The 25,621-nt window shown below is 65.3% G+C and carries 21 protein-coding genes; 14 read left to right on the top strand and 7 right to left on the bottom strand.

The window, feature by feature from the left end:
• Positions 1 to 231 precede the first annotated feature (231 nt).
• From ACNJYD_RS37205 to ACNJYD_RS37170, 8 genes are all read left to right on the top strand, one after another.
• Positions 232 to 1,851, top strand: coding sequence for an ABC transporter substrate-binding protein (locus tag ACNJYD_RS37205; protein WP_439364879.1), 1,620 nt, complete (start codon positions 232 to 234; stop codon positions 1,849 to 1,851).
• Positions 1,852 to 2,087: 236 nt separating this feature from the next.
• The gene (locus tag ACNJYD_RS37200) at positions 2,088 to 3,101 is read left to right on the top strand and encodes an ABC transporter permease (protein WP_197949095.1); all 1,014 of its coding nucleotides are present in this window, start codon (positions 2,088 to 2,090) and stop codon (positions 3,099 to 3,101) included.
• A gap of 167 nt (positions 3,102 to 3,268) precedes the next feature.
• Positions 3,269 to 4,168 carry an ABC transporter permease gene (locus tag ACNJYD_RS37195; RefSeq protein WP_172786174.1) on the top strand — a complete coding sequence of 300 codons (900 nt, stop codon included), beginning with the start codon at positions 3,269 to 3,271 and terminating at the stop codon, positions 4,166 to 4,168.
• Positions 4,169 to 4,262: 94 nt separating this feature from the next.
• On the top strand, positions 4,263 to 5,999 hold the full coding sequence (locus ACNJYD_RS37190) for a dipeptide ABC transporter ATP-binding protein (RefSeq protein WP_439364878.1): 1,737 nt from the start codon (positions 4,263 to 4,265) through the stop codon (positions 5,997 to 5,999).
• 26 nt (positions 6,000 to 6,025) lie between these two features.
• A complete protein-coding gene (locus ACNJYD_RS37185) occupies positions 6,026 to 6,205 on the top strand; it encodes a DUF4089 domain-containing protein (protein WP_172786172.1) in 180 nt (59 codons plus the stop codon).
• Positions 6,206 to 6,209: 4 nt separating this feature from the next.
• Complete coding sequence (locus ACNJYD_RS37180) at positions 6,210 to 7,604, top strand: AtzE family amidohydrolase (protein ID WP_439364877.1); 1,395 nt, start codon at positions 6,210 to 6,212, stop codon at positions 7,602 to 7,604.
• A gap of 1 nt (position 7,605) precedes the next feature.
• Positions 7,606 to 8,001, top strand: coding sequence for an oxalurate catabolism protein HpxZ (gene hpxZ, locus ACNJYD_RS37175; protein WP_212255984.1), 396 nt, complete (start codon positions 7,606 to 7,608; stop codon positions 7,999 to 8,001).
• Positions 7,998 to 8,720 (top strand): GntR family transcriptional regulator, encoded by a 723-nt coding sequence (locus ACNJYD_RS37170; RefSeq protein ID WP_172786170.1) that lies wholly within the window; start codon positions 7,998 to 8,000, stop codon positions 8,718 to 8,720. Before hpxZ ends, ACNJYD_RS37170 begins: the two co-directional genes overlap by 4 nt.
• Positions 8,721 to 8,821: 101 nt before the next feature.
• Here the strand turns inward: ACNJYD_RS37170 and atzF are convergent, their stop codons facing one another.
• Both atzF and ACNJYD_RS37160 read right to left on the bottom strand, forming a co-directional pair.
• A complete protein-coding gene (atzF, locus tag ACNJYD_RS37165) occupies positions 8,822 to 10,639 on the bottom strand; it encodes an allophanate hydrolase (protein WP_439364876.1) in 1,818 nt (605 codons plus the stop codon).
• A 194-nt stretch (positions 10,640 to 10,833) separates the two neighbouring features.
• Positions 10,834 to 11,340 carry a MarR family winged helix-turn-helix transcriptional regulator gene (locus ACNJYD_RS37160; protein WP_212255989.1) on the bottom strand — a complete coding sequence of 169 codons (507 nt, stop codon included), beginning with the start codon at positions 11,338 to 11,340 and terminating at the stop codon, positions 10,834 to 10,836.
• A 156-nt stretch (positions 11,341 to 11,496) separates the two neighbouring features.
• Here ACNJYD_RS37160 and ACNJYD_RS37155 point away from each other — a divergent pair, with 156 nt between their 5' ends.
• The gene (locus ACNJYD_RS37155) at positions 11,497 to 13,344 is read left to right on the top strand and encodes a feruloyl-CoA synthase (protein ID WP_439364875.1); all 1,848 of its coding nucleotides are present in this window, start codon (positions 11,497 to 11,499) and stop codon (positions 13,342 to 13,344) included.
• A gap of 337 nt (positions 13,345 to 13,681) precedes the next feature.
• On the opposite strand, the gene ACNJYD_RS37150 is transcribed toward ACNJYD_RS37155, so the two are convergent.
• Complete coding sequence (locus ACNJYD_RS37150) at positions 13,682 to 14,188, bottom strand: MarR family winged helix-turn-helix transcriptional regulator (RefSeq protein ID WP_271502527.1); 507 nt, start codon at positions 14,186 to 14,188, stop codon at positions 13,682 to 13,684.
• Positions 14,189 to 14,271: 83 nt separating this feature from the next.
• Here ACNJYD_RS37150 and ACNJYD_RS37145 point away from each other — a divergent pair, with 83 nt between their 5' ends.
• From ACNJYD_RS37145 to ACNJYD_RS37130, 4 genes are all read left to right on the top strand, one after another.
• Entirely contained in the window at positions 14,272 to 15,480 is a 1,209-nt protein-coding gene (locus tag ACNJYD_RS37145) for a cytochrome P450 (protein ID WP_439364874.1), read from the top strand.
• A gap of 12 nt (positions 15,481 to 15,492) precedes the next feature.
• Positions 15,493 to 15,816: a (2Fe-2S)-binding protein gene (locus tag ACNJYD_RS37140; RefSeq protein ID WP_260381244.1), complete on the top strand. Its 324-nt coding sequence runs from the start codon at positions 15,493 to 15,495 to the stop codon at positions 15,814 to 15,816.
• Between the two features lie 48 nt (positions 15,817 to 15,864).
• Positions 15,865 to 17,076 (top strand): ABC transporter substrate-binding protein, encoded by a 1,212-nt coding sequence (locus tag ACNJYD_RS37135; protein ID WP_439364873.1) that lies wholly within the window; start codon positions 15,865 to 15,867, stop codon positions 17,074 to 17,076.
• Positions 17,077 to 17,167: 91 nt separating this feature from the next.
• Complete coding sequence (locus tag ACNJYD_RS37130) at positions 17,168 to 18,850, top strand: tannase/feruloyl esterase family alpha/beta hydrolase (RefSeq protein ID WP_439364872.1); 1,683 nt, start codon at positions 17,168 to 17,170, stop codon at positions 18,848 to 18,850.
• Positions 18,851 to 18,989: 139 nt separating this feature from the next.
• On the opposite strand, the gene ACNJYD_RS37125 is transcribed toward ACNJYD_RS37130, so the two are convergent.
• A complete protein-coding gene (locus tag ACNJYD_RS37125) occupies positions 18,990 to 20,252 on the bottom strand; it encodes an NAD(P)/FAD-dependent oxidoreductase (RefSeq protein WP_439364871.1) in 1,263 nt (420 codons plus the stop codon).
• 301 nt (positions 20,253 to 20,553) lie between these two features.
• Between ACNJYD_RS37125 and ACNJYD_RS37120 the strand changes: the two genes are divergently transcribed.
• Entirely contained in the window at positions 20,554 to 21,726 is a 1,173-nt protein-coding gene (locus ACNJYD_RS37120; RefSeq protein WP_172786161.1) for an ABC transporter substrate-binding protein, read from the top strand.
• Between the two features lie 159 nt (positions 21,727 to 21,885).
• Here the strand turns inward: ACNJYD_RS37120 and ACNJYD_RS37115 are convergent, their stop codons facing one another.
• From ACNJYD_RS37115 to ACNJYD_RS37105, 3 genes are read right to left on the bottom strand one after another with little or no spacing between them, the layout of a single operon-like run.
• Positions 21,886 to 23,757, bottom strand: coding sequence for a bifunctional sugar phosphate isomerase/epimerase/4-hydroxyphenylpyruvate dioxygenase family protein (locus tag ACNJYD_RS37115; protein WP_439364870.1), 1,872 nt, complete (start codon positions 23,755 to 23,757; stop codon positions 21,886 to 21,888).
• Entirely contained in the window at positions 23,754 to 24,812 is a 1,059-nt protein-coding gene (locus tag ACNJYD_RS37110; RefSeq protein WP_439364869.1) for a Gfo/Idh/MocA family protein, read from the bottom strand. Before ACNJYD_RS37110 ends, ACNJYD_RS37115 begins: the two co-directional genes overlap by 4 nt.
• Positions 24,809 to 25,546, bottom strand: coding sequence for an ABC transporter ATP-binding protein (locus ACNJYD_RS37105; protein WP_439364868.1), 738 nt, complete (start codon positions 25,544 to 25,546; stop codon positions 24,809 to 24,811). Before ACNJYD_RS37105 ends, ACNJYD_RS37110 begins: the two co-directional genes overlap by 4 nt.
• Positions 25,547 to 25,621: the final 75 nt, after the last annotated feature.

Below are 25,621 nucleotides of genomic sequence, written 5' to 3'. Positions count from 1 at the left end.
CGGCAGGCAGGTGGCGCCAAATCGGGCTCCTTACTTCGTCTGCTTATTTTGTGATCAAAACCGCATCTTTGTATGCAAAGAGCGGGGCTCTTCGGAGTTGCCGGGTGAGCCGGAATTGGGTCGATCCCTTTATAGATCAGTCATTTAAGTGCGATGTAAGCTTCCGTTAACCCTTGGCACGAACCTTGCGAATCCAGCTCCAACGAAAAACTTTTATGTTGGAGCGATTTCATGAAGCGCCGCGATTTCCTCAAATCCGTTTCCGGGTTGGCCGCGGGTGCGGCGCTTCCGGCCATGCCGTCCGTGATCTCCTCGGCCAAGGCCGATGCCCGGTCGGAGACGCTGCTGATCGTCTCGGAAGGCGGCCCCAACAATCTCGACATCCATGGCGTCGGCACCAACGTGCCCGGCTATGAAGTCTCCTGGAATTGCTACGATCGCCTGATCAGCCACGAGATGAAGAGCGGCCCCGGCGGCGTGCCCTATTACGACCGCGACAAGTTCAAGGGTGAGCTCGCCGACGACATGAAGATCGACGACATGTCGGTCACCTTCAAGCTGAAGAAGAACGCCAAATTCCACGACGGCGCGCCGGTCACGGCGAAAGACGTGAAATGGTCGCTCGATCGCGCCGTCAGCGTCGGCGGCTTCCCGACCTTCCAGATGAGCGCGGGCTCGCTGACCAAGGCCGAGCAGTTCGTCGTGGTCGACGATGCCACCGTGCGCGTCGATTTCGCCAAGAAGGATCGGCTGACGATCCCGGACCTCGCGGTGATCGTGCCCTGCATCGTCAATTCCGAGCTCGTGAAGAAGAACGCGAGCGAAAAGGATCCGTGGGGTCTCGAGTTTACAAAACAGCAGACCGCGGGCTCCGGCGCCTACAAGGTGACGAAGTGGACCGCCGGCACCGAAGTCATCATGGAGCGCAACGAGGATTGGGCCTGTGGTCCGCTGCCCAAGATCAAGCGCGTGATCTGGCGCATGGTGCCGCAGGCGGGCAACCGCCGTGCGCTGCTCGAGCGCGGCGACGCCGACATCTCCTATGAGCTGCCGTTCAAGGATTTCCAGGAGATGAAGGCGAACGGCAAGCTCAACGTGGTGTCGCTGCCGTTCTCCAACGGCATCCAATATATCGGCATGAACGTCACCAAGCCGCCTTTCGACAATGTGAAGGTGCGGCAGGCCATCGCCTATGCGCTGCCGTATCAGAAGATCATGGACGCGGTGCTGTTCGGCCTCGGCAATCCCATGTTCGGCGCAAAGGACAAGGCCACCGAAGTCGCCTGGCCGCAGCCGCACAAGTACAACACCGACATGGGAAAGGCGAAGGCGCTGCTGGCAGAGGCCGGTTACGCCAACGGCTTCGAGACCACGATCTCGTTCGACCTCAACTTCGCCGGCGTCAACGAGCCGCTCTGCGTGCTGGTGCAGGAGAGCCTCGCCCAGCTCGGCATCAAGACCACCATCAACAAGGTGCCCGGCGCCAACTGGCGCACCGAGCTCAACAAGAAGGAGATGCCGCTGTTCACCAACGTGTTCTCGGGCTGGCTCGACTACCCCGAGTACTTCTTCTATTGGTGCTATCACGGCAACAATTCCGTCTTCAACACCATGAGCTACAAGTCGGCGGAGATGGACAAGTTCATCGACGGCGCGCGCACGGCGGCTGCCACCGGCGACACCGCGGCCTACGACAAGGACGTGAAAGGCTTCGTCGATCTCGCCTTCGCCGACGTCCCGCGCATCCCGCTCTACCAGCCCTTCGTCAACGTCGCGATGCAGAAGAACATCAGCGGCTACCAATACTGGTTCCACCGGCGGCTCGACTATCGCGCGATGGCGAAGGGGTAAAAGGTCATGCTGATCGTCGGCGACGCATCGGCATCGGCTCTGGGCTCCCTCTCCCGCTTGCGGGAGAGGGTTGGGGAGAGGGTGTCTCCGCTTTGGGGTTGGCAGGGATTGCGGAGGGTGTCCCCGCGCGGCGAGAGCCCTCACCCGCCGCGCGCGGGACGATGCTGTCGCATCGCCCGGGGCGCGTCGGCCTCTCCCGCAAGCGGGAGAGGCGAAGCAAGCCCGCGGAGCATCCCATGCTGACCATGATCGGCAAGCGCCTGATGTTCGCGATCCCCTCGCTGATCGGCGTCGTCATCGTCACCTTCCTGCTGACGCGCGCGCTGCCGGGTGATCCCGCGGCCTACTTCGCAGGTCCCGCCGCGACCAAGGAAGCCGTCGAGCAGATCCGCAAAAAGCTCGGCTTCGACAAGCCGCTGATCGAGCAGTTCTTCCGCTATGCCAACGATCTCGCGCACGGCGATTTCGGCAACTCGCTGACGACGGGCCAGCCGGTCGCCACCGAGATCCGCAACCGCCTGCCGGCCTCGGCCGAGCTGACGCTGCTCGGCCTCTTCGTGTCCATTGCGATCGCCATTCCGCTCGGCGTCCTGGCGGCGACGCGGCCGGGATCATGGATCGACCATCTTTGCCGGGTCACGACCACGGCCGGCGTGTCGCTGCCGGTGTTCTTCACCGGCCTCGTGCTGGTCTATGTCTTCTATTTTCGGCTCGGCTGGTCACCGGCGCCCCTCGGCCGTCTCGACGTGTTCTACAGCGCGCCGCCGACGGTCACCGGCTTCTATCTGATCGACACGCTGATCGCGCGCGATGTCGAGGCGTTCCGTTCGGCGCTGAGCCAGCTCATCCTGCCCGCAACGACGCTCGCGATCTTCTCGCTGGCGCCGATCGCGCGCATGACCCGCGCCTCCATGCTCGCGGTGCTCGCGAGTGAATTCGTCCGCACCGCGCGCGCCAGCGGCCTGTCGCCCGCAACCGTCATCGTCACCTACGCGTTCCGCAACGCGATGCTGCCAGTCATCACCACGCTCAGCATGGTGTTCTCGTTCCTGCTGGGGGCCAACGTGCTGGTGGAGAAGGTGTTCGCCTGGCCGGGCATCGGCTCCTACGCGGTGGAAGCGTTGATCTCCTCGGACTTCGCGCCGGTGCAGGGTTTCGTGCTGACCATGGCGGTGATGTACGTGCTGCTCAATCTCGTGATCGACATTTTGTACGGCGTGATCGATCCGCGCGTCAGGTTGGAAGGGTAGCACATGATCCGGAAAATCGGTGCCCCAGCTCGTCATTGCGAGGAGCGAAGCGACGAAGCAATCCAGGCTATTGCCGCGATGCGCAGCCTGGATTGCTTCGCTTCGCTCGCAATGACGACGGAGAGACGGCTTCCGAACACGATCACGCGAAAAGAGGGCGTCGAACAATGAGCTCCGTTGCGCCTGCTGTTGAACCTGTCGGCCCCGCCCGTACGTCAGGCCTCGTCGCCATCCTCGAGCAGACCCGTTACGTCCTCGGCGAGAACAAGGTCACGGGCTTCGCCTTTGCGCTGCTCCTGATCATCGTGTTCGCCGCGCTGTTCGGCCCCTATGTCGTGCCCTACGATCCGCTCGCCTCCGACACCGCGGCTGCGCTGAAGGCGCCGTCGGCGGCGCACTGGTTCGGCACCGACCAGCTGGGGCGCGATATCTTCAGCCGCGTCATCGTCGCCACGCGCCTCGACTTCTTCATCGCGATCGCCTCGGTCGCGCTGGTGTTCCTGATGGGCGGCCTTGCCGGCATCGCGGCCGGCTATTTCGGCGGCTGGACCGACCGCATCGTCGGCCGCATCGCCGACACCATCATGGCCTTCCCGCTGTTCGTGCTCGCGATGGGCATCGTCGCCGCACTCGGCAACACCGTGCAGAACATCATCCTGGCCACCGCCATCGTGAACTTCCCGCTCTATGCCCGCGTCGCGCGCGCCGAAGCCAATGTCCGCCGCAACGCCGGCTTCGTCCAGGCCGCGCGCTTGTCCGGTAACGGCGAGTTCCGCATCCTCCTGGTGCACATCCTGCCGAACATCATGCCGATCATGATCGTGCAGATGTCGCTGACCATGGGCTACGCCATCCTCAACGCCGCCGGCCTCTCCTTCATCGGCCTCGGCGTCCGCCCGCCGACCGCCGAATGGGGCATCATGGTCGCCGAAGGCGCCGGCTTCATGGTGTCGGGCGAATGGTGGATCGCGCTCTTCCCCGGCCTTGCCCTGATGATCGCCGTGTTCTGCTTCAACCTCCTCGGCGACGGCCTGCGCGACATCGTCGATCCGCAACGGAGGACGTGATGCCCAACCTCCGAGAAAAATTCTCCAATGATTCCAATGGCGCTTCTACTGTGCATGGGGTTGTTTTCGATTGTTTGAGTGACGGGAGCCGTCCATGACCTCCCAGCCGCTGCTCGACGTCCAGGATCTTACGGTCGAATTCACCACCCGCCGCGGCATCGTCAAGGCGGTGCAGCACGTCAACATCTCCGTGGCCAAGGGCGAGACGCTGGCCATCGTCGGCGAGTCCGGCTCCGGCAAGTCGGTAACCTCCTACGCGGTGATGCGCATCCTCGATCGCGCCGGCAAGATCGCCGAGGGCTCGGTGATGTTCTCCGGCATCGACGTCAAGGCGGCGACCGAAGACCAGATGCGCGATTTGCGCGGCCGCGAAATCTCGATGATCTTCCAGAACCCGCGTGCTGCGCTCAATCCGATCCGCAAAGTCGGCGATCAGATCGAGGACGTGCTGCGCACCCATGTGCAGCAGGCCCAGGTCGCCGATCACGGCGAGAAGGCGATCGAGGCCCTGGAGCAGGTCAAGATCGCCCGCCCGCGCGAGCGCTATCACGCCTATCCGTTCGAGCTCTCGGGCGGCATGTGCCAGCGCGTCGTCATCGCGCTCGCGCTGGCCTGCAATCCGCAGCTCCTGATAGCGGACGAGCCGACGACTGGATTGGATGTCACCACACAGAAGGCGGTGATGGACCTGATCGTCGAGTTGACGAAACGCCGCGCGATGTCGACCATCCTGATCACGCACGATCTCGGCTTGGCCGCCGCCTATTGCGACCGCGTCGTCGTGATGGAGAAGGGCCGCGTCGTCGAGACCGCTACGGCCGCCGATATTTTTGCGAACCCGCAGCATCCGTATACGAAGAAGCTGATGCGCGCGACGCCGCGGCTCGGGGTGAGCTTGCGGGATCTGTTGCCGGAAGAGGAGGGCGCAACCTCATCCGCATCCGTTGTCGCCGCGCCTGACCAGCACGCTTCTCATAGCGAAGGGAAGGGCGACCAGCTCCTCCTCCGCATCGAAAAGCTCGTCAAGGAATATCCCCGCCAGGGCGCGACCGCCACGCTCGGCAAACTGTTCGGCCGCAAGCCGCCGGTGGAGCCGGACGTGTTCCGCGCCGTCGACGGCATCAGTTTTGCGATCGGCCATGGCGAGAGCGTCGGTCTCGTCGGCGAATCCGGCTGCGGCAAATCGACCACGTCGATGATGGTGATGCGTCTGCTCGACCAGACCTCCGGCCTGATCCAGTTCGACGGCGAGGACATTGGCGGCATCCAGCCTGCCGCCTTCGCCCGGCTACCGCAGCGCAGCCGCATCCAGATGGTGTTCCAGGACCCCACCGACAGCCTCAATCCGCGCTTCACCGCCGCGCGCGCCATCGCCGACCCGATCATGCAATTGGGCGACATCCGGGGACGCGACGCGCTGCGCGCCCGCTGCGAGGAACTGGCCACCATGGTCGGCCTGCCGCACAATCTGCTCGACCGCTTCCCGCACCAATTGTCCGGCGGCCAGAAGGCCCGCGTCGGCATCGCCCGGGCGATCGCCCTGCATCCCAAGCTCGTCATCCTGGACGAGCCGACCGCGGCGCTGGACGTCTCCGTGCAGGCCGTCGTCCTCAACCTGCTGCAGGACCTCAAGGCGCGGCTAGGTATGAGCTATCTGTTCGTCTCGCATGATTTGAATGTGGTGCGCTTGTTGTGCGATCGTGTCATTGTGATGCGGACGGGACGGATCGTCGAGGAGGGCTCTTCCGAGCAGGTGCTCGGCGATCCCAAGGACGACTACACCAAGGAGCTGCTGACGGCGATCCCGCATCCGCCGTTGCCGATACACTAAGACTGCACTGATTGCTTGAGAGCGTGATGGCCGAACCCCTGGACGACTATATCGACGCCGTATCGAAGGCGCTGGCGCTGCCGATCGAGGAGGGCTGGCGGCCCGCCGTGCGCGCCAACCTCGAGGTCTCGCTGCGGCTTGGCCGTCTGGTCGACGACTTCGCGCTGCCGGACGAGACCGAGCCGGCACCGATCTTCACGGCCTGACACCATGTCCGCCAAGCCAGAGATGACGGCCTCCGACATCGCAAGTGCGGTCGCGGGCGGCAAGATGTCCGCACTCGCCGCCACCGAAGCTGCGCTCGCGCGCATCGAGCAGCATGATGGCATCCTCAATTCCTTCACCGACGTCACCGCCGAACGCGCCCGCGCGAAAGCGCGCGCGATCGATGCCGACATCGTTGCGGGCAAGAAAGTCGGCCCGCTCGCCGGCATACCCTTCGCCGTCAAGAACCTGTTCGATGTCGCGGGCCTGCCAACGCGTGCCGGCTCGAAGATCAACCGAGACCTCGCGCCGGCTGGGCGCGACGCGACGCTGATCGAGCGGATGGAAGCGGCCGGCGCGGTTCTCGTCGGCGCGCTCAATATGGGCGAATACGCCTACGATTTCACGGGCGAGAACATCCATGACGGCCCCTCGCGCAATCCGCACGACACCACGCGGATGAGCGGCGGCTCCTCGGGCGGCTCGGGCAGCGCCGTCGGCGGCGCGCTGGTGCCGATCGCGCTCGGCTCCGACACCAACGGCTCGATCCGCGTGCCGTCGTCCTTCTGCGGCATCTTCGGCCTGAAACCGACCTACGGCCGGCTGTCGCGCGCGCGCTCGTTCCCGTTCGTGGCGAGCCTCGATCATCTCGGCCCGTTCGCACGCTCCGTCGCCGATCTCGCGCTCGCCTACGACGCGATGCAGGGGCCGGACGCAGACGACGGCGCCTGCACAACGCGCGGATTGGAGCCCGTCACGCCGCTGCTCGATGAGTCCATCTCCGGTCTGCGCTTTGCGATCGCCGGCGGGCACTTCCAGAAGAACGTGTTTCCGGAAGCGGTCGAAGCCGTCAGCCGCGTCGCCAAGGCGCTGGGCGCAACGCAAGTGGTCGATATCCCCGAAGCCTCGCGCGCCCGCGCCGCCGCCTATGTCATCACCACCACCGAAGGCGCTTCGCTGCATCTCGATCGCCTGCGCAAGCGCCCGAACGACTTTGACCCGGCGGTGCGCGACCGGCTGATCGCGGGCGCCATGGTCCCGGCCGCGCTGGTCGATCGCGCGCAAAAATTCCGCCGCTGGTATCGCGCGCAACTCGCCGAGATATTTGGATCGGTCGACGTGCTGCTGGCACCCGCGACGCCCTGCACCGCGCCAAAGCTCGGTCAGGTGAACTTCAATCTCGACGGTGTCGAGCTGCCGGTGCGCGCCAATATCGGCATCCACACCCAGCCGATCTCCTTCATCGGCCTGCCGGTGGTCGCGGTTCCCGTGCCGCTCGAGCCGCTGCCGATCGGCGTGCAGATCATTTGCGCGCCCTGGCGCGAGGACATCGCGCTGCGCGTCGCGCACGCATTGGAAAAGATGGGCGTCGTCGCCGCGCCCGCGCCGAGAGGGTTTTAAGATGCAGATCGATCTCCCCGATGTGATCGCGGAAGTCAAAGCCGCGTTCGAGCGCTATGAGCAGGCTCTCGTCAGCAACGACGTCGCCGTGCTCGGCGAGCTGTTCCGCAACGACCTGCGCACCTTGCGCTACGGCATCGGCGAGAACCTCTACGGCTACGAGGCAATCTCCGGTTTCCGCGCCGGCCGTTCGCCGGTCGGCCTCAACCGCCGCACCGCCAAGACCGTGATCACCAGCTACGGCCGCGACACGGCCGTGGCGTCCACCTTGTTCTATCGCGATACGGCTCCCGGCAAGGTCGGCCGGCAGATGCAGACGTGGATACGTTTCCCGGAGGGCTGGCGCGTCGTCGCCGCTCATGTCAGCATCATCGACGAGCCGAAAGAGACCGTATGACGCTTGATGATCTTCCGCAGGGCACATTGCCGGCCGAGCCGGTGGTGCCGCGCGTCGACCGTGCATCGCCGTCGCTGCTGAAGGTCACGCGCGCCGAGGAGCTGCGGCTGCAGCTTGCCGACGAGATCGTGCGGGGAACTCTGGCGCCGGGCTCGCCGCTGGACGAGACCGACATCGCGCGGCGCTTCAACGTCTCGCGCACGCCGGTGCGCGAGGCGTTGCGCCAGCTGGTGGCAAGCGGCCTCGTCGAGGCGCGGCCGCATCGCGGCGCCGTGGTGGCGCAGCCATCCATCGAGCGGCTGAAGGGCATGTTCGAGGCGATGGCGGAGCTCGAGGCCTTGTGCGCGGGCCTTGCCGCCGAACGCATGTCGGCGGCCGAGCGTCACGGGCTGGAGGCCATCCACGAGGAGCTGCGGGTGCTGAGCTACGCCGGCAATCCCGAGCGCTTCCATGAAGTCAACGAGCGCTTCCACAATGCGATCTATGCCGGCTCGCAGAACGGCTACATCGCCGAGATCACGCTTGCGACCCGCGTCCGCGTGCAGCCGTTCCGCCGCGCCCAGTTCCGCAACCTCGGCCGCCTCGCCAAGTCGCAAGCCGAGCACGACCGCGTCGTCGTCGCCATCATGCGTGGCGACAAGCAGGGCGCTGCCGCCGCCATGCGCGCGCATATCGAGCTGGTGCGCGGGGAGTACGAGATCTACGCGGTGTCGGTGTAGGGTACACGCTCGGTGCCGTAGGGTGGGCAAAGGCGCGAAGCGCCGTGCCCACCTTATGGTGATGGTGGGCACGGCGCGCGAAGAGCGCGCCTTTGCCCACCCTACGAGACCTGCTTTGCCGCAGCTTCCTTCATATACGCGCGCCAGCCGCCGTAGGCGGTGATATCCCGCGCATCGCCCAGCACTTCCGGCTCGACCAAAAATCCCTTCACGCTCCGTCCATCCTCAAGCCGCACGGTGCCGATCGCCATCGGTGCAGGAATCGCGTTGACGAACTTGCCGAAGGCGGACGACGACAACGACCAGATCTCCAGCTCGATCGCAGCGCCCTTGCCGGTCTCGACACGCAGCATGCCCGGCTTCGGCGGCGTGGTCTGAAGCGCATAGAGCTTGTAGTCGGCGGCCGTCCTGGTGGCCTCGATCAAGCATGCGTTCAGCGCCGTCAGCTCGCCGTTCAGCGCCATGCCGGAGAGATGCGCGCCGACGACCGCGATCGGAATCTCGTCGTCGCTGCTGGTCGGGAGTGGCGCGAGCGGGGCCTGCGCCACCCCCTTCGCGCCGACCGTCAGTTTCGTATCGGCATGGAACACGCGGCCGATGCTCGCGAGCAGCGCGTCGCGCCCTGCGGGCGCCAGCAGCGTGATGCCGAACGGAATGCCGTCGCTGCGCATCGAAGCCGGCACGGCGAGGCCGCAGAGATCGAGCAGGTTGACGAAGTTGGTGTAGGTGCCGAGCCGGCTGTTGAGCTCGATCGGATTGGCCAGCACCTGCGCGGTCGTATAGGCCGTCGGCGCCGTCGGCAGCACCAGCGCGTCGATGTTGGCGAACGTTCGCTCGGCGATCTTGCGCAGGCCCTGCAGGCGATAGAGCGCCGAGAAGGTTTCCGCCGCGGTGAGCCGCGCGCCGGCCGCGGTGATCTCCCGCGTGACGGGGTGGATCGTGTCTGGCGCGGACGCCAGCAGGTTCTTGATCACGAGGTAACGCTCGGCAACCCAGGGCCCCTCATAGAGCAGCCGCGCCGTCTCGTAGAATGGCTCGAGGTCGAACTCGACCAGTGTTGCCCCCAGCGCGGTCCATCGCTTCAGCGCATCGCTGTAGGCGGCTTCCGCTTTCCTGTCGCCGAAAAAGATCAGCTGCCCGTTGCGCGGCACGCCCAGCCGCAGCTTTGCCGGTATCGGCGTGATCGCGCCGAGCGGCCGGTCGCGCGAGAATGGATCGGCCTGGTCGGGGCCGGCCATCACCGACAGCGCGAGCGCGGCATCGTCCACCGTGAGTGCGAACACCGAGATGCAGTCGAGCGTGCGGCAGGCCGGCACCAGGCCTGCGGTCGAGATCATGCCGAGACTCGGCTTCAGCCCGACGATGTTGTTGAGCATCGCCGGCACGCGGCCCGAGCCGGCGGTGTCGGTGCCGAGCGACAGCGGCACCAGCCCGGCGCCGATCGCGGTGGCCGAGCCCGAGCTCGAGCCGCCGGGAATGAGATCCTCGCGGATCGGATTCCGGGGAATGCCGTAAGGTGAACGGACGCCGACGAGGCCGGTCGCGAACTGGTCGAGATTGGTCTTGCCGACGATGATCGCCCCGGCAGCGCGCAGGCGTTCGACGGCGGTCGAGTCGTGTGTGGGCGTGGTGGAGAAAGCCGGACAGGCCGCGGTGGTCGGAAAGCCCAGCGCGTCGATATTGTCCTTCACCGCGACCGGCACGCCGTAAAGCGGCAGGCTGACCGCATCCGTCCGGGCCGCGAGCTTGTCGGCCTCCGCGGTCGCGTCCTTCTCGTCGCGCAGGCTGATGAACACGGCGGGATCGTTGTGATCGCGGATGCGCTGATAGGTCCGCGCGACCGTCTCTGCCGGCGTCAGCGTGCCCGCGCGGTGCGCGGCCACAATCGCGGCGATCGTTTCAGGCTGCTCGGCCCCCATGGCGGCAAAACTCCGGCAAATCGTCTTCGCCCGGAGTGAAGCAAGCGATGTGCCATTGTGTACAGAATCCGGGCAGGATGATTGTGCCGGATCTTATCGTGCGATCAGTGGCTTGCGGGATATTTCGGTCGGCGTGCGGCCGCTCGCTCCGGCGACCTCTTGCGTGCATCTGCCCAAATGATGGGCAGTCGAGATCAGGTGAAGCCGGAGAGGATCCGGAGCAGCTGCGCCCGGTTCTCCTTGCCGATCTTCGCCTCGACGTTTCGCTCGTGCTCGGCCGCGAGCCGCTTGAACTTCTCGAGCGCCGTCTCGCCCTGCGCGGTGAGGTGCAGTGCATGCGAGCGCCGGTCCTCCTTCGACTTGATCCGCTTCACCAGCTTGCGCTGTTCGAGGGCATCGAGCAGGTGCACCAGCCGGGCGCGCTCGATGCCGAGGCGTTTTGCCACCGCCATTTGCGACAGGCCCGGATTGGCGCCGATCACGGTCAGCACCGAATATTGTGTCGGCCTGATATCGACTTCGCCGAGCGTCTTGATGAAGTCCTGAAAGATCCAGATCTGGAAGCGCCGCACCGCATAGCCGGCGTGGCCGATCAATGCGTCGAGACCAACGTCGTCGGCGACATCGCGTGGTGCTGCGCCGTTGCCGGCGCGCTTGCGTGGGGAGTGGCGGCTGTCGGACCGGGCTGCTGTGGTTGTCACGTCGGTGTCTCCTGTCGCGCGCAACCCTAGCGCCCCTCGGTCACAAGCGAAAGATTGTTGTTGACGACAACAATTGGCGTGCCCAACATTATAGGCCAAAGCGGCCCGGAACGAGGCTGCGGCCGATCCTGAAAACCGGGATGGAGGAGGAAGCACATGACAGTCGCCTCACATGGTGACGTTGCAGGCCTGTTCGCAACGCCCAGGACCGTCGCAGAGCATCGGCCCGACGGCAGCATCGTTCTGCGCTCGCCCGAGCCTCTCGGCGAGTTTGCGCGCTGCACCGGCGATTGGCTGGAGCAATGGGCGCAGCAAAGGCCGGATACGATCTTCTTGGCCGAACGCGGCAAGGTCGAAATGCCATGGACCACCGTTACCTATGCGCAGGCGCTGCGGAAGGTGCGCGCCGCCGCGTCCTGGATCCTGGCGCAAGGACTCAGCGTGGACCGCCCGCTCGCGATCCTCTCCGACAACAGCATCGATCATGCGCTGCTCGCGCTCGCCGCCCAGCATGTCGGCGTGCCCTCGGCGGCGATCTCGCCGGCCTATTCGCTGATGTCGAAAGATTTCGACAAGCTCAAGAGCATGATTGCGCTGCTCGATCCCGGCGCAATCTACGTCTCTGCGCTCCAGCCGTTTGCACCAGCGATGGCCGCCATCAAGCCGCTGCACAACGCGCAGATCATCAGCGGCAACGCCGATGATGCCGACGCGCTGGCGTTCCGCGCCATTGCGGCAACGCCCGAGACGCCCGACGTCGCAAGAGCCTTCGCTGCACTCACGCCGGACACGATTGCAAAATTCCTGTTCACCTCGGGCTCGACCGGCACGCCGAAAGCGGTCCTCAACACCCAGCGCATGCTGACGTCGAGCCAGCAGGCCAAGGCGCAGACCTGGACTTTCCTCGAACAGAGCCGCGATCTCGTCATTCTCGATTGGCTGCCCTGGAGCCACACCTTCGGCGCCAACCACAATTTCAACCTCGTGCTGCGCAACGGCGGCTCGCTCTACATCGACGGCGGCAAGCCCGCGCCCGGCCTGTTCGCGGCCTCGCTCGCGAACCTGAAAAGCGTGATGCCGACGGTCTATTTCAACGTGCCGCGCGGCTTCGACATGCTGATCGCGGCGCTGCGCAGCGACGAGGAGTTGCGCCGCCGCTTCTTCGGCGAGGTGAAATTCGCCTTCTACGCCGGTGCCGCGCTGCCGCAGAATTTGTGGGATGCGCTCGAAGAGCTCTCGCATCAGACGGTCGGCCGCGCGCTGCCAATGGTCTCGGCCTGGGGCTCGACGGAAACCTCACCGCTCGCCACCGACTGTCATTTCCTTGCCGAACGCTCCGGCAACATCGGCGTGCCCATTCCCGGCACCGAGCTGAAGCTCGTCACCTCCGGCGACAAGCTCGAGGTGCGGGTGCGCGGACCCAACGTCACGCCCGGCTATTGGAAGGCGCCGGACCTGACGAAGCAGGCGTTCGACGCGGAGGGCTTCTATTTGATCGGCGATGCCGTGAAGCTTGCCGACAGCGCGCGCCCCGAGCGCGGCCTGTTCTTCGACGGCCGCGTTGCCGAAGACTTCAAGCTCAACTCAGGCACATGGGTCAGCGTCGGCGGCTTGCGCGTTGCCGGCATCGCCGCGCTGGCACCGCTGGCTCAGGACATCGTCGTCGCCGGTCACGGCGGTGACGAGGTGCGCTTCCTGGTATTCCCGAATCTTGCGGCCTGCCGCGCCCATGCCGGCCTGCCCGAGACGGCGGACGTGAGCGAGGTGCTGGCGCAGGACAAGGTCCGCAGTGCCATCGCGCAGGGTCTGGCGAAGCTGAAACAGCAGAGCGCCAACTCCTCCGGTCACGCCACCCGCGCGCTGCTGCTCGCCGAGCCGCCGTCGGTCGATGGCGGCGAGATCACCGACAAGGGCTACATCAACCAGCGCGCCGTGCTGACGCGCCGTGCGGAGGCGGTGGCACGGCTGAATGATGATGCGTCGGGGGAGTGGATCGGGTTGTAAAGGCCGAGTTAGATGCCACATTCCGCTGTCATTCCGGGGCGCGCCTCTTGGCGCGAGCCCGGAATCCATTTCACCGCAGGGGTGTTGCACGATGGATTCCGGGTTCGCGCTACGCGCGCCCCGGAATGACGGGTGGGATACGCCAGCCACCCTGCCGCATTATCCTGCCGATTCTTTTGTTGCTTAAGCAACTAATTTGTGCGAACCCTTTCGGACGAAGTTGACGGCGGGCGAACCGCTGCGTTCTTTTCTGGAGGAAACAATGCGCGGCAGAGATGGTGCCGTCGGCAAATGCCGACGCATGTCTGAACACAGGGCGTGTCCGCTACGCGGCGCGTCAGCTGTGGCTGCTGTCCGTCACAGTGCCGAGATTTTCATGCAGCCGGCGGAGCAGGTCGATCAGCACCTCGCGCTCGTCTTTGCTCAGGCAGGACAACAGTCGCCGCTCGCGCTCGAACGCGGCCACGATCACCTTGTCATGCGTAGCGCGGCCCTTTGCCGTCAGCGAGATCGAATGGGTGCGGCCGTCATTCGGGTCGGTGCGGATCGACACCAGCCCTCGCTTTTCGAGGCCGGCCAGGGTCCGGCTCACCGGCCCCTTGTCGAAGCCGATGACATGGCAAATGCGCGAGGCGGGAATGCCGGGTTCGATCGCCAGCAGCGACATGATGCGCCATTCGGTGACGTTGACGCCGAACTCGCGCTGATAGAATGCGGTCGCGCTGTTCGAGAGCTTGTTGGCGATGAAGGTGATGAACGCCGGGACGTAACGGTCGAGATCGAGCGTCGGTCCCGCATCATTGGGCGCGGGCTTTTGGCGGGCTCTGGTCGAGGACGGCGGCATATCGGGCTTCTGACTCGCGGCGGGCCCAAAGACCTAAGGGCATGCGCTGCCCTTTCACAAGATCAAAATGAGGGAGGTCTTCCATGACCGCATCCGGCTCCGCGGGATCGGGCGTCCCGCATCTCGACGCCGATCCCTTCGACATGACGTTCTTTGCCGATCCCTATCCCGCCCATGAGCTGCTGCGGGAGGCCGGTCCGGTGGTTTATCTCGACAAATGGAAGGTCTATGGGGTGGCGCGCTATGCCGAGGTCCACGCGGTGCTGAACGATCCGGCGACGTTCTGCTCCAGCCGCGGCGTCGGGCTGTCCGACTTCAAGAAGGAAACGCCGTGGCGGCCGCCGAGCCTGATCCTGGAGGCCGATCCGCCCGCGCACACCCGCACCCGCGCCGTGCTGTCGAAGGTGCTGTCGCCGACGGTGATGAAGCAGGTGCGCGATCGTTTTGCAGCGGCGGCGGAAGAACGGGTCGACGCGCTGCTCGACAAGCGCAGCTTCGATGCGATCACCGATCTTGCCGAAGCCTATCCGCTGTCGATTTTCCCCGATGCGCTCGGCCTGAAGCCGGAGGGGCGCGAGCATCTGATTCCCTATGCCAGCGTCGTGTTCAACGCCTTTGGTCCACCCAACCAGTTGCGCCAGGAGGCGATCGAACGTTCGATGCCGCACCAGGCCTATGTTGCCGAGCAGTGCCAGCGCGAGAATCTCGCGCCCGGCGGCTTCGGAGCCTGCATTCATGCGCAGGTCGACGAGGGTGCTATCACGCCCACCGAAGCGCCGCTGCTGGTGCGCTCGCTGCTGTCGGCCGGACTCGACACCACCGTCAACGGCATCGGGGCCGCCGTCTATTGCCTCGCGCGCTTCCCCGATCAGTGGCAGCGCCTACGCGAGGATCTCTCGCTGGCCCGTGGGGCCTTCGAGGAGGCGGTGCGTTTCGAGAGCCCGGTGCAGACCTTCTTCCGCACCACGACGCGGGAGGTCGAGCTGTCCGGCGCGAAGATCGGCGAGGGCGAGAAGGTGCTGATGTTCCTCGCCGCCGCCAATCGCGATCCCAGGCGCTGGGACGACCCCGACCGCTACGACATCACCCGCCGCACCTCCGGCCATGTCGGCTTCGGCTCCGGCATCCACATGTGCGTCGGCCAGCTCGTCGCCCGCCTCGAGGGCGAGGTGATGCTGACGGCGCTGGCGCGCCGCATCGCGAAGATCGAGATCACCGGCGAGCCGAAGCGCCGCTTCAACAACACGCTGCGCGGGCTCGACAGCCTGCCTGTCACCATCACCCCGGCCTGACGAGGAGTCTTGATGCCTGCCATCATCTTTATCCATGCCGACGGCAAGCCCGACCGCGTCGAGACCTCTGGCGGCGAGAGCGCCATGCAGGCTGCGACCCGTCACGGCGTCGAGGGCATTTTGGCCGAATGCGGCGGCAATGCGATGTGTGCAACCTGCCACGTCTATGTCGATGAGAGCTGGCTCGCGCGCCTCCCGGCGATCGCTGACGATGAGGACGCGCTGCTCGACGGCACCGCCGCCGAGCGGCGGCCGAATAGCCGCTTGTCCTGCCAGATCACCGTTACGTCCGAGCTCGACGGGCTCGTGCTGAGACTGCCCGAGCGGCAGATCTGATTCTCGATTCGCCGGCAACGGCCGGCAACCAACACAGGGGAGGGAATGATGAAGCATCTGAAGTGGACGCTCGCGCTGGCCGCGAGCCTGATGACCGGGGCGGCCAATGCCGAGATATCGGACAATGTCGTGCGCATCGGCGTGCTCAACGACATCTCGGGCATCTTCCAGGACACCAACGGCATGGGCTCGGTCGAGGCCGCGCGCATGGCCGCGGAAGATTTCAACGGCGGGGCTAAGGGCATCAAGGTCGAGATCGTCTATGCCGATCACCAGAACAAGGCCGATGTCGGCAACGCCATCGCGCGCAAATGGCTCGATGTCGAGGGCGTCGACGCCATCGTCGACGTGCCGAACTCGGCCGTCGGCCTCTCCATCAACGCGCTCCTGCGCGACAGCCGCATGACCTTCCTTGCGTCCTCGACCGCGAGCTCCGATCTCACCGGCAAGGCCTGCTCGCCCAACACCATCCAATGGGTCAACGATGCCTGGGCAACCGGCAACACCACCGCTGCGGCGATGATGTCGCGCGGCGGCAAGGACTGGTATTTCCTCACGGTCGATTACGCGCTCGGCAAGGGCATCGAGGCGGAGGCGCAGAAATACATCGAGGGACACGGCGGCAAGGTGCTGGGCTCGTCCAAGCATCCGCTCGGCACCTCCGATTTCGCCTCCTTCCTGCTGCAGGCGCAAAGCTCGAAGGCGCAGGTGATCGGGCTCGCCAATGCGGGCGGTGATACCATCAACGCGGTGAAGCAGGCCGCCGAGTTCGGCATTCAGCAGAGCGGCCAGAAGCTCGTCGCCTTCCTGCTCTTCATCAACGACGTCCACGGCATGGGCATCAAGGTGGCGCAGGGCCTCCAGCTCATGGAAGCCTTCTACTGGGACATGAACGACGACACCCGCGCATTTGCCAAACGTTTTGCCGCGCGACCCGGCATGAACAGCAAGATGCCGAGCGGCAACCAGGCCGGGGTCTATGCTTCCACGCTCGCTTATCTCAACGCCGTCGCGGCCACCGGCAGCGACAATGCCAAGCAGGTCGTGCCCGAGATGAAGAAGTTCAAGGGCAAGGACAAGCTGTTCGGTGACACCACGATCCGCCAGGACGGTCGCGTCGTGCATCCGATGTACTTGTTCGAGGTGAAGAAGCCGGAGGAGTCGAAATATCCGTACGACTATTACAAGCTGGTCTCGACCATTCCCGCCGATCAGGCGTTCCGCCCGCTGGCGGAAGGCGGATGCGAGCTGGTGAAGTAAAAGGTGTTGTACCGACGCCGTTCGGCGGTACTTGCCAAACTAGGAAATGGAGGTAATAATTATAAGATATAACTAAATAGGGAGGTTCGCCATGAGGACTGGCTTGATATCAACCGTCGCGCTGGCCGCGCTTCTGGCATCGGCCGCGCTGGCTCGGGCCGAGGGCGAGGCCTGCTCGCCGGTCACCACCGCTTCGCTCGGCATCTCCAGCATCGAGATCACCGGGTCCAAAACGCAGGACGCGGCCAACGGTCTCCCGAAGCATTGCATCGTGACGGGCCTTGCCAACCAGCGCACCGGCGTCGATGGGAAATCCTACGCGATCGGGTTCGAATTGCGATTGCCGGCCGAGTGGAACGGCCGCTTCCTGCATCAGGTGAATGGCGGCAATGACGGCGTGATCGTGCCCGCTCTTGGCAGCCTGCCCGAGGGGTTAGCCTTCGGTGGCAAAGTGCCACTGGCGCGCGGCTTTGCCGTGCTGTCGTCGGACAGTGGTCATTCCGGCTCGGACCCCGCGAACAAGTCGCTGGGCCTGACTGCCGGCGCGGCGTTCGGCCTCGATCCGCAGGCGCGGCGCGACTATGGCTATGCCGCCGACATGACGCTGTCGCCGGTCGCAAAGCAAATCATTGCCCGTCACTACGGGCGCAAGCCGGATCGCTCCTATATGGCGGGATGCTCGAACGGTGGGCGTCACGCCATGGTGGCGGCGTCGCGCATGCCGGAAAATTACGACGGGTTCCTCGTCGGCAATCCTGGCTTCGACCTCCCGCGCGCTGCGATCCAGCACGCCTGGGACGTGCAGGCCTTCCTGAAAGCTGATCCCGATCTGCGCAAGTCCATCACCAAGGAGGACGCTCAGCTCGTTTCCTCGCGCATTACGGAGGCCTGCGATGCGCTCGACGGCGTCAAGGATGGGCTGACGGCCAATCTCGCGGCCTGTCAGAAGGCGTTCGATCTCAAGAGTCTGATCTGCGCGCCTGGGCAGAACAGCACCTGTTTGTCCGAAGCCAAGGTCGACGCCCTGAAGATGAGCCTCGCCGGACCGAAGAATTCGAAAGGTGAGGCGCTCTATTCCGACTGGCCTCTCGATGGTGGCATCGGCACGGGCAATTGGCGCACCTGGAAGGTCGAGAGCCCCGTCGCGCCCTGGAATAACTATCCGATCATCGCCACCATGGGCGCAGCGTCGCTGAACTACATCTTCTCGACACCGCCAGTCGTGGTCGAAGGCAGCAATGAGAAGCTGGTCGAGGCACTGAAGGCCTATGACTTCGACAAGGACGCGCCGAAGATTTTCGCCAAGGACGCGACCTTCACGGAATCGGCCATGGACTTCATGACACCGCCCGACATCGATGATCCCAAGCTCGCATCGCTCCAGAGGTACGGCGGCAAGATGCTGATCTATCACGGCCAGGCCGATCCTGTGTTCTCGGTGAACGACACCATCCGCTGGTACGACCGGCTGAACAAGAACCTGCAGGGGCACGCCGACACGGTCGCGCGCCTGTTCGCGATTCCCGGCGAAACGCATTGCGGTGGCGGCGTCACCCTGGACAAGTTCGATGCGCTGGCCGCGCTAACCGACTGGGTGGAGAACGGCAAGGCGCCCGACCGCATCATCGCGTCGGCCAGTCCCGCCAACAAGGAAGTCCCTGCGTCCTGGAGCCCGGGCCGCACGCGGCCGCTCTGCCCGTATCCGAGCTACGCCGCGTATTCCGGCCAGGGCGACAGCGAGGACGCCGCGAATTTCGTTTGCAAGGCGCCCTAGCTCGTCACGCGTCGGCAGGCGCTTGCCTCGGACCAAGTGCGGCGCGTAGCGCTGCGCTGCAGAGCCGGGGCCCATGGTTGTGGGTCCCGGCTCTGCGTCGCGTCATTTCATGCCGCGCCGCGTCCGGGACACGAGAAGCCTACACCACCTTGCTCGACCCCTGCGTGATCAACCGCGCCGCGCGCTGGTCTCGCGCGTAGATCCAGAGCCAGCTCAGCGCGACGCTGAGGCGGTGGCGCAGGCCGATCAGGAAGTAGATGTGGGCGATGCCCCAGATCCACCATGCGATGGCGCCGCGCAGCTTGACCCGGCCGAAATCGATCACGGCGAGCCGCTTGCCGATCTGGGCGAGGCTGCCGGCGTGCTTGTAACGGAACGGACCGGTCGCAGCGCCGCGCAGGCGCGCTCTGATGGTCTCCGCGACATGACGACCCTGCTGCTTGGCGGCCGGCGCGATGCCGGGCACCGGCTTGCCGTCCCAGGCATTGATACTGACGGTATCGCCGATCGCGAAGATCTCGGGATGGCCTGGAATGGTGAGGTCGGCCTCGACCAGCACGCGCCCGGCGCGATCGCTGGGCGCGCCGAGCCATTCGGCGGCGGGCGAGGCGCGCACGCCGGCGGCCCAGATCCGTGTCTTCGCCTCGAGCAGCTTGCCACCGAACACGACGCCCTCGCGGTTGATCTCGGTGACGGCCTGGCCGAGCACGACCTCGACGCCGATCTTTTCCAGCGAGGCCTGGGCATAGGCCGAGAGCTCGTCGGGAAAGCCGGCGAGCACGCGCGGGCCCGCCTCGATCAGCACGACGCGGGCCTTGTGCGTGTCGATGTTGCGGAAATCGGCGGGCAAGGTGTGATGCGCCATCTCCGCGATGGTGCCGGCGAGCTCGACGCCGGTCGGACCGGCGCCGACGATGACGAACGTCAGCCGTGCCGCGCGCCGCGCGGGATCCGTCTCGCGCTCGGCGCGCTCGAACGCCACCAGGATGTGCCGGCGCAAGGTGGTCGCGTCCTCCAGCGTCTTCAGGCCCGGCGCCCATGCCTCCCATTCGTCGTGGCCGAAATAAGCATGCCGCGCGCCGGTGGCCAGCACCAGCGTGTCGTAAGGCACCTCGCTGCCGTCATCGATCAGCACGCGGCGTCGCTCGGCATCGACGCCGCTCACGGTCGCAAACAGCGTCGTCACCTCGCGTCGGTCGCGCATGAGATGGCGGATCGGCCAGGCGATCTCGCTGGTCGCGAGCGAGGCGGTCGCGACCTGGTAGAGCAGCGGCTGGAACAGATGGTGATTGCGGCGGTCGATCAGCGTGATCTCCACCGGCGCGCCCGCAAGCCGGTAAGTCGCCTCCAGCCCGCCGAAGCCGGCTCCGACGATGACGACGCGGTGGGGATTTGCGGCCATGATTTAACCCTCGAATCTCGCTGCTGCGCCTCTTCATTTAAGTGCGGATTGGGCCCCGCGGTCCAATAGAGGTCATCAATCGTCGCATAGGCCTGATGTATCGATCCGGCGCGAAAAAGCGCCGCAGCCTCCGTCCAAGTGAGTAGAATTATATTTCTTGCCATCTCCGATCGGGGCGAAATATGGTGCAAAGGCAGGCGCTGAGCCATTGGCGGCGCGACAGATTTTGCGTTTCAATAGAGACAGGCCTGGAGCGGCGATCACCCCGCTTCCGGGACCGATAATAAGGAGGGGAGTTGTTATGAGGACGGCATTCTGGCTGGCGGGCGCAGCGGCGCTGGTGCTGGCAGGCCCGGCATCCGCCGGCGACACCATCAAGATCGGTTTCGTCTCGACCTTCAGCGGCCCGACCGCCGTGATCGGCAACGACATGCGCAATTCCTTCGAGCTCGCGCTCGATCATCTCGGCCGCAAGATGGACGGCAAGCCGGTCGAGGTGATCTACGAGGACGACGGCCAGAAGCCCGACGTCGGCAAGCAGAAGACCGAGAAGCTGGTGCAATCCGACAAGGTCGATTTCATCGTCGGCTACATCTGGTCGAACGTGCTCTTGGCCTCGCTCAAGACCGTAGTGGACTCGCAGACCTTCCTGATCTCGGCCAATGCCGGTCCGTCGCAGCTCGCGGGCGAGCTATGCTCGCCTTACGTGTTCTCGACCTCCTGGCAGAACGACCAGACGCCGCAGGCGGTCGGCACCTATATGAACCAGAAGGGCGTCAAATCGGTGTTCCTGATCGGCCCGAACTACGCCGCCGGCAAGGACATGCTGGCGGGCGTCAAGAGCACCTTCAAGGGGCAGGTCGTGGGCGAGGAATACACGGTGTGGCCGAGCCAGCTCGACTTCTCGGCCGAGCTCTCCAAGGCGCGTGCCTCCGGCGCCGAGTCGATCTTCGTGTTCTATCCAGGTGCTGCGGGCGTGCAATTCCTGAACCAATATGCACAGGCCGGGCTGAAGAGCACGATGCCGCTCTATACCGCCTTCACCATCGACGAGCTCTCGCTGCCGCTCCAGAAGGAGAACGCGCTCGGGGTGCCCGGCGCGCAGCAATGGGTCAACGACCTCCCCAACGAGCAGAACAAGCGCTTCGTCGCCGACTACCGCAAGAAGTATCCCGGCTTGCGGCCGACCTTCTACGGCGCGCAGTCCTACGACGCCGCGAACCTGATCAACAGCGCCGTCGTCGCCGTGAAGGGCGACACCTCCAAGAAGGACGCGATGAAGGCCGAAATGGAGAAGGCCAACTTCAAATCGGTGCGCGGCGCGTTCAAGTTCGGCAACAACCACATTCCGATCCAGAACTTCTACCTGCAGGACGTGGTCAAGGATTCCGAAGGCCAGCTCGCCCTGAAGACCGTCGCCACCATTGTCGAGAACGACCAGGATCGTTTCCACGACAAGTGCAAGATGAAGTGAGGCTTTGCCTCTCCCTCTCCTCGCAAGCGGGGAGAGGGCCTCCTAACGATCTCCTCCGTCGTTGCGAGCGCAGCGAAGCAATCCAGAATTTTTCCGCGGAGAAATTCTGGATTGCTTCGTCGCAAGAGTTCCTCGCAATGACGGCGTGGAGAGAGTGTCCTACGCCCTTGGCATGCTTGCGGGGCGCACCTCGCGCGCCTGCGCTGCGAGCCTGATACCCGCGTTGGCCGCACCAAAGCCCTGATAATTCCTGCGCTCGACGATCTCGAAAAAGAAGCGCTCGTCGAAGATGTGGGTGTAGACCTGGAAGAACTCGCCGTCGCCCTCGCGGTCGTAGAGGATGTGGTTGGCGCGCAGCTGCGCCATCAGTTCGGGCGAAAGATCGTATTTGGCTTCGATGTCGTCGTAGTAATTGTCGGGGATGTCCAGGAAGCCCGCGCCGCGCTGGCGCATCGCGGCGACGGTCGCAAAAATATCCTGGCACGCAAAGGCGACATGCTGCACGCCCGAGCCGAAGAACTCCGAGATGAAGCGCGCCGGCAGGGTGCGGTTGGCGGAGGAGCCGTTGAGCACGAAGCGCAAGCTCTGGTCGGCGTTGATGACGGCCTGGCTCTGCACGAGGCCTCTGGGGTCGGCGATCTCCATCTGCGGCAGGCGCTTCAGGTCGAGAATGCCGGTGTAGAACAGCAGCCAGGACAGCATTTCGTCATAGGGCATCGACTGCGCGATGTGGTCGACGGCGAGCAGGGCATCGGCGCTTGCATCGCTTGAAACAGGCTCGAAATCGGTGTCCCAGTTCTTGCCGGCCTGGTCGAGAAAATAGAGCAGGCTGCCGCCGACGCCATGGATCGCGGGGATCTCAAGCTCGCCCGGCCCGACCGGCTGGTAGAAGGTGCGCGCCTTCAGCGTCTCGGCGCGCTGCATGGCGCGGCCGGCATCGTCGACGTCGAGCGCGATGGCGCAGACGCCGGGACCGTGGGTGACATAGTGGGAATGCGCAAAGCCGTCGGTCTCGCAATTGATGACGAGCTCGACCTTGCCCTGCGACCAGCGCTCCACCGCCTTGCTGCGGTGCTGGCCGCTCTTGCGGAAGCCGAGCTGTGAGAACAGGCGGGCAAGCTCGCCGGCCTTGCTCTCGTTGACGGCAAACTCGATGAAGCCGGTGCCGCGGCTCTTCGCCTTAGGGGCCAGCGGCTTGCCGGCATAATTCGGCCAATCCGGTGCGAGCTGGTCCTCCAGCAGGATCAGCGAGCGCAGGCCGTCGACCGCGGTCTGCGCGGCCGAGCCGGCGCGGAACTGGTCGTTGAAGATTTCCAGCGACAGCGGCCCGGCATAGCCGGTCGCCGCGATCGCCGCCATGAACTCGCCGACCGGCAGGTCGCCCTGGCCGGGAAAGGAGCGGAAGTGCCGGCTCCACGACAGGATGTCCAGCTCGAGCCTCGGCGCGTCGGCGAGCTGCACCAGAAAGATCTTGTCGCCGGGGATCGAGGCCATGGCGCGGGTCGGAAAGCTAGGGGCCAGCGCGTGAAAGCTGTCGAGGATGACGCCGATCGCGGGATGATCGGCGCGGCGCACGATCTCCCAGGCGTCGCGATAATCGTTGACGTGGCGGCCCCAGGCCAGCGCCTCGTAGCCGACGCGCAAGCCGCGTCTGGCGGCGCGCTCGCCGAGCTCGCGAAAATCGTCCGCGGCGCGGTCGATGCCGCCGAGCGAGGCGGGCGAGACGTTGGAGCAGATCAGCAAGAGATCGGTGCCGAGCTCCTGCATCAGATCGAACTTGCGCTCTGCGCGGGCGAAGTTGCGCGCGCGCTGCGGCTCCGGCATGCCCTCGAAATCGCGGAACGGCTGGAACGCACAGATCTCGAGATCGAGGTCCATGCACATCTTCGCGATGTCGCGCGGGCCGGCGCCGAATGACAGCAGGTCGTTCTCGAAGATCTCGACTGCATCGAAGCCGGCGGCGGCGATGGCGCGGAGCTTTTCGTCGAGCGCGCCGGAGAGGGAGACGGTGGCGATCGAGCGCTTGTTCATGCGGCCTGCTCCATGATCTGCCCCGGCGAGATCGTTTGCCCGGTGCGCGCGGCCTCGCTGACGGCTTCGACGACGGCAAGCGTTCCCATCGCGTCCTCGACCGAGATCAGCGGCTGTTCGCGGCCGGCGATCACGGCGCAGAAATGCCGGAGCTGCTCGACCAGCGGATCGAACCCGGACGGCGCGATGGTCGCGCGCGACAGCGGCGCGTACCAGCCGGGTTGCTGTGCGTAGGACCACAGCTCCATGTTCGGCACGGAGAGCGAACCCGCGGTGCCTGAGAAGATGTAGCAGGGCTGGTCCTGCTTGGGATAGTCCCGGTTCTCGCCCGAGGCGAGCTCCCAGCTCCACGGCGCCGGCGTCGCATCCGACACGGTCACCGTTCCCAGCGCGCCGCTCGCAAAGCGCAGCAGCAGCGCGGCAGTGTCCTCGACCGCGAAGCCGCGCACCTTGTTCGAGGTCAGCGCCTGCACCTCGACGATCTCGCCGCAGATGAAGCGGAGATTGTCGATGTCGTGAATGAGATTGAGCAGCAGCGGCCCGCCGCCTGCTTCGCGCCGCCAGGCGACCTCGAAATAATCGTCGGGCTTCTTGAGGAGCCACAGCCCGACCACGGCCGTAAGCTGGCCGAGCTTTCCGTTCGTCACGGCCTCGCGCGCCGACTTGATGATGGGATTATGCCGGCGGTGGTGGCCGACCAGCATCGGCACGCCGGTGCGTCTCACCGCTGCGCACAGGCGCTGTGCGGTGGCGACCGTCTCGGTCACCGGCTTCTCGATCAACGCCGGCACGCCGGCTTCGGCGCAGTCGAGCGCCATCGGCAAGTGCAGCGTGTTGGGCGAGGCGATGATGAGCCCGTCGGGCTTCGCTTGTCCGAGCAGCGCACGATGATCGGGATAGCAGGGCACGTTGTGCGCCAGGGCCAAATCCGTCGCGGCGGGCGAGGGGTCGGCGATGCCGGCGAGCTCGCAGTGCTTTGATGCCGCGATCACCTCGATATGGCGACGGCCGATCAGGCCGGCGCCGGCCACGGCGATGCGCATTTTCGCGCTCATGCTGCACTCTCCTCCATGGCGCCACCGAGGAAGAGCTGCCCGATGCGCGGATCATTCAAAATGCGCTTGGCGTCGTCGACCATGCGGGTCTGGCCAAGCTCGAGCACGATGCCGATGTCGGAGATCTCCAGCGCCGAGCGTGCGTTCTGCTCGATCATCAGGATGGTGACGCCGCGGTCGCGCAAGCTCTTGAGGATGTCGAAGGTCTGCTGCACCATCAGCGGTGACAGGCCGATCGAAGGCTCATCGACCAGCACCAGCTTCGGCTCGAGCAGCAGGGAGCGGGCGATCTCGAGCTGCTTCTGCTCGCCGCCGGAGAGCGTCGAGGCCTGCTGCGCGGACTTGCGCCGCAATGCCGGAAACAGGTCGAGCGCCGCCTCGATCCGTTTGGGCAGGTCGAGGCCCTTGTCGGCGGCGACGCCGCCGAGCTCGATGTTATGGCGCACCGACAGCTCGGGGAAGATGTTGCGGCCCTGGGGCACATAGCAGATGCCGGCATTGAGCAGCGCGCGCTGGCTCAAATTGGTGACGTCGCGGCCGGAAAAGCTGATCTTGCCCTCACGCAGCTTGAGCAGGCCGAAGATCGCCTTGAACACCGTCGACTTGCCGGCGCCGTTCGGGCCGATGATCGTCGTGATCGTGGCTGAAGGAACGGCAAACGTCGTGCCGTTCAAGATCGTCATCTTGCCGTAGCCGCCGACGAGATTGTGGACCGAGAGGATCGGGTCGCTCATCACTCGCTCCCTACAGCATGATCCGGAAAAGTGCGCAGCGGTTTCCCGACAAGATCATGCTCAAACAATAAAACC

The sequence above is a fragment of the Bradyrhizobium sp. SPXBL-02 genome (genome assembly GCF_051853065.1).
Taxonomy (GTDB): domain Bacteria; phylum Pseudomonadota; class Alphaproteobacteria; order Rhizobiales; family Xanthobacteraceae; genus Bradyrhizobium.
Note: the sequence above shows the minus strand (reverse complement) of the source record. Positions and strands in the feature narration are given on the sequence as shown.

Coding starts and splice junctions, on each gene's coding strand:
- ACNJYD_RS37205 (WP_439364879.1), top strand. CDS start 232: ATGAAGCGCCGCGATTTCCTCAAATCCGTTTCCGGGTTGGCCGCGGGT.
- ACNJYD_RS37200 (WP_197949095.1), top strand. CDS start 2,088: ATGCTGACCATGATCGGCAAGCGCCTGATGTTCGCGATCCCCTCGCTG.
- ACNJYD_RS37195 (WP_172786174.1), top strand. CDS start 3,269: ATGAGCTCCGTTGCGCCTGCTGTTGAACCTGTCGGCCCCGCCCGTACG.
- ACNJYD_RS37190 (WP_439364878.1), top strand. CDS start 4,263: ATGACCTCCCAGCCGCTGCTCGACGTCCAGGATCTTACGGTCGAATTC.
- ACNJYD_RS37185 (WP_172786172.1), top strand. CDS start 6,026: ATGGCCGAACCCCTGGACGACTATATCGACGCCGTATCGAAGGCGCTG.
- ACNJYD_RS37180 (WP_439364877.1), top strand. CDS start 6,210: ATGTCCGCCAAGCCAGAGATGACGGCCTCCGACATCGCAAGTGCGGTC.
- hpxZ (WP_212255984.1), top strand. CDS start 7,606: ATGCAGATCGATCTCCCCGATGTGATCGCGGAAGTCAAAGCCGCGTTC.
- ACNJYD_RS37170 (WP_172786170.1), top strand. CDS start 7,998: ATGACGCTTGATGATCTTCCGCAGGGCACATTGCCGGCCGAGCCGGTG.
- atzF (WP_439364876.1), bottom strand. CDS start 10,639: ATGGGGGCCGAGCAGCCTGAAACGATCGCCGCGATTGTGGCCGCGCAC.
- ACNJYD_RS37155 (WP_439364875.1), top strand. CDS start 11,497: ATGACAGTCGCCTCACATGGTGACGTTGCAGGCCTGTTCGCAACGCCC.
- ACNJYD_RS37150 (WP_271502527.1), bottom strand. CDS start 14,188: ATGCCGCCGTCCTCGACCAGAGCCCGCCAAAAGCCCGCGCCCAATGAT.
- ACNJYD_RS37145 (WP_439364874.1), top strand. CDS start 14,272: ATGACCGCATCCGGCTCCGCGGGATCGGGCGTCCCGCATCTCGACGCC.
- ACNJYD_RS37140 (WP_260381244.1), top strand. CDS start 15,493: ATGCCTGCCATCATCTTTATCCATGCCGACGGCAAGCCCGACCGCGTC.
- ACNJYD_RS37135 (WP_439364873.1), top strand. CDS start 15,865: ATGAAGCATCTGAAGTGGACGCTCGCGCTGGCCGCGAGCCTGATGACC.
- ACNJYD_RS37130 (WP_439364872.1), top strand. CDS start 17,168: ATGAGGACTGGCTTGATATCAACCGTCGCGCTGGCCGCGCTTCTGGCA.
- ACNJYD_RS37125 (WP_439364871.1), bottom strand. CDS start 20,252: ATGGCCGCAAATCCCCACCGCGTCGTCATCGTCGGAGCCGGCTTCGGC.
- ACNJYD_RS37120 (WP_172786161.1), top strand. CDS start 20,554: ATGAGGACGGCATTCTGGCTGGCGGGCGCAGCGGCGCTGGTGCTGGCA.
- ACNJYD_RS37115 (WP_439364870.1), bottom strand. CDS start 23,757: ATGAACAAGCGCTCGATCGCCACCGTCTCCCTCTCCGGCGCGCTCGAC.
- ACNJYD_RS37110 (WP_439364869.1), bottom strand. CDS start 24,812: ATGAGCGCGAAAATGCGCATCGCCGTGGCCGGCGCCGGCCTGATCGGC.
- ACNJYD_RS37105 (WP_439364868.1), bottom strand. CDS start 25,546: ATGAGCGACCCGATCCTCTCGGTCCACAATCTCGTCGGCGGCTACGGC.